5 protein-coding genes are annotated in these 2,701 nt (G+C 47.4%); 2 read left to right on the top strand and 3 right to left on the bottom strand.

Translation table 11 applies throughout. The features are described from left to right. The first annotated feature begins 198 nt into the window (after positions 1-198). The gene (locus tag VIN66_RS05865; protein ID WP_331923097.1) at positions 199-576 is read left to right on the top strand and encodes a putative zinc-binding protein; all 378 of its coding nucleotides are present in this window, start codon (positions 199-201) and stop codon (positions 574-576) included. Here the strand turns inward: VIN66_RS05865 and VIN66_RS05860 are convergent. Both VIN66_RS05860 and VIN66_RS05855 read right to left on the bottom strand, forming a co-directional pair. Next, positions 573-1,151: a zeta toxin family protein gene (locus tag VIN66_RS05860; protein ID WP_331923096.1), complete on the bottom strand. Its 579-nt coding sequence runs from the start codon at positions 1,149-1,151 to the stop codon at positions 573-575. The two genes, VIN66_RS05865 and VIN66_RS05860, sit on opposite strands and share 4 nt — an antisense overlap. Beyond that, complete coding sequence (locus tag VIN66_RS05855) at positions 1,141-1,530, bottom strand: TA system antitoxin ParD family protein (RefSeq protein ID WP_331923095.1); 390 nt, start codon at positions 1,528-1,530, stop codon at positions 1,141-1,143. The genes VIN66_RS05860 and VIN66_RS05855 overlap by 11 nt, the downstream gene beginning before the upstream one ends. A gap of 279 nt (positions 1,531-1,809) precedes the next feature. Here VIN66_RS05855 and VIN66_RS05850 point away from each other — a divergent pair, with 279 nt between their 5' ends. After that, positions 1,810-2,358 (top strand): hypothetical protein, encoded by a 549-nt coding sequence (locus VIN66_RS05850; protein ID WP_331923094.1) that lies wholly within the window; start codon positions 1,810-1,812, stop codon positions 2,356-2,358. Between the two features lie 51 nt (positions 2,359-2,409). On the opposite strand, the gene VIN66_RS05845 is transcribed toward VIN66_RS05850, so the two are convergent. Beyond that, on the bottom strand, positions 2,410-2,607 hold the full coding sequence (locus tag VIN66_RS05845; RefSeq protein ID WP_331923093.1) for a hypothetical protein: 198 nt from the start codon (positions 2,605-2,607) through the stop codon (positions 2,410-2,412). Positions 2,608-2,701 lie beyond the last annotated feature (94 nt).

Here is a 2,701-nt window from a genome sequence, read left to right as displayed (position 1 = left end):
GTGGTTGGGTGCTGGCTTACCTGCTGTATGTGTTGGTATATTTTCCGGTGTTAACCACTCCGCGGGCCGATGGCCGTCCGGGTTGAACCCACTTACCTCTGAAGGGGTAAGGCTGCAGCGGCTTTGATTTATATCAAGCCGCCGGCGGCTCTGGCTTTTACACTGGACAAATCATCTGGTGCTAACGGAGCCAATACTATGAATACCCAATATCATGACAAACCGCTGGTGTACGCCTGCTCTGGCTGCTCTAACGTTGCCCAGCTGGCCAATGATCTGGCCGTGGTACTGGATCGCGAAGGCTCAGCACAAATGTCCTGCATTGCCGGCGTCGGCGGTAAAGTAAAGCAGCTGGTAAAAGTAGCCCAGTCTGGCCGGCCAATACTGGCAGTAGACGGCTGCCCGCTTAACTGCGTAAAACAAACCCTGGCTACAGTCAACGTGGTACCCACCTGGCATATAGAACTGACCACGCTGGGCTATAAAAAGCGCGACCATGAAAACTGTGATTTAGGCGATGCCTATAAATTACTGCAAATGGTGCACAGCGATATACTGCCGAAAACAGCTAGTTAAACACCATAGAGTTCAAACGCCCAGGGTGTGGATGCAACACGCTGGCTTAACTGACCACGTTGAAAACTAAATAACAATACCGGTTTACGGTTAAGCAGGCTGTTATCGTATACCAGCCCCAAATCAGCCTGCAGTACCGCCTGGCGGATCAGGGCCTTGTTACGCGCAAAACGGTCGCGAATTTTGTCTTCCGGCACATCGTGCCCCCCTTCAGTGACCCTTAACGCCACCCGCTGCACCGACAAATCAGCAGCTGCAACGCCAACATGGAACACCATCACAATAAAACCTGTTGCTCTGGCCTGTTGCAGTAAATCTAATTTTGATGGATGAGAGAAGGTAGATTCGGTAACAAAACTATGTTGCAACGTTAAATACTCAGCTCTGCGTTGTGCCGCCAGTTTGGCCGCAGCATAAGCACCGGCCATGGACTGATCACTAAGTTCAGTTTTCTGAATAAGATCAGCGTTAATAAAAGGTGCTTGTACTTTGGGCTTTAACACTTGCTGGTATAGCGTGGATTTGCCGGCACCATTAGGCCCGGCAATCAGATACAGTATCGGCTTATTGCTCATCTTTTATTGCAGCATTCACGTCGGCCTGGGTAATTACCTTGCCACTGCTGTTTAAGCCAACGCCAAGCCCCTGCTGTTGTCGTTGCCGATAAAAGGCCTGTTGCTCATGGGTATAGCTGGTATTTTCATTAAACATATCCGCTTCGAACATACCTAAGTAAACCGCTGCTTCTTCATTTGATGTCAGATGATCCGGGCTAAGCTGGCCTTGCAGGATAGCCTTAATTTTCGCCATATCAAATAACGGTGATTGTTCGATAAAACGGCCAATACGCATCCAATGCGCGGCCTGATCACCAATAGAACGGCTCATCAACTCACTTTCTTCACGCACCTGCTGCACAATCTGCTCATCAGACACTTTTATCGTCATGGCCATTTGCTCACCCCCGGTGTCAATCAGACACCTAATTCAAACATTCAGAGTATAGATGATGGTGGCTATGTAGCCAATGCGTATTACTTACATTTTGCCAGCCGGAAAAACAATCAGCCAACCTCAAGATTCTCTTTTATTCGCATTTTATTAACAAAAACAAGCAACAAATTAAATGTAAAAACATGTAAATATATTGAATCTTATTTATTGCCAACACTCTTACCTTCAGTTGTGTATGTAAAACACCAAACTTCAGCTTACCAACAAGAGGTTATCTATATGAGAAAACGTAGCACTATTTTTCTGGTTACCGCTGCCATTACCAGCCTCTCGGCTTGTATAACCTATAACACGCCAGACTATCAAAGCTCTGCAGATACATTATTGCATTTGCAGCAATTAAACGTTGCTCCGGTTGCTGTTGCTGCTATTAGCCGGCCATCTGGTGTCAAAGATGACCTGCAATGCCAAACTCAAGGACGGGTTAAAGCCCCAGGTGGTTATGCCAACTATGTTGATGCGGCTTTGCGCACCGAACTGGCTAAAGCTAAGTTACTAGACAATAACGCAGCAATCCAATTGACCGGCAGTTTACAAAAGATGACTTTTAATTCCTGGAACAATAGCTGGCAGATGGCGCTGGAGTTGTCATCATCAAATGGTCAAAAATTGAAAACCGAAACCACTTATCGTGGTGAGGCGCTAAGCCTTGAAGAAGAAACCAGCTGTCATCTGGTAGCACAGTCGATGTCAGTCGCCGTACAACAACTATTGCAACAAGCACTAACCAGCGACGACTTTACCACCCTACTGCAGCCTATTCCGTAACAGCACTGAGGGGCCTGAAGTGCCATTAAATGCAAATTCAGGCCACAGTTCTTAACGGTTGAACTTCCCCCCTACGCGCCAGGTAAAGTGGTTGTCAGCGTTATTCAGCCCGTTTACAGCGAAAACGCTGCCGGCTAATGCTAACACTAACGGTAGCTTTTCGGCGTGGCGCACTAAGTACACCGTATTCGCCAACGCCATAGAAGATGCCAGCAAAATGACACACAAACTGATAATGTTAAGCTGCATGGTTAGTTATTGCGCCGGGTTAGTTTGACTGCCAGCGCAGACACTGCAAGCAGGATCTTTAGCCAGATTAAACTGGCGCCACTGCCCGCTTAAC

The sequence above is a fragment of the Rheinheimera sp. genome, assembly GCF_036568245.1.
GTDB lineage: Bacteria > Pseudomonadota > Gammaproteobacteria > Enterobacterales > Alteromonadaceae > Alishewanella.
The sequence above is the reverse complement of the archived record's forward strand: the minus strand, read 5'-3'. Positions and strand labels throughout refer to the sequence as shown.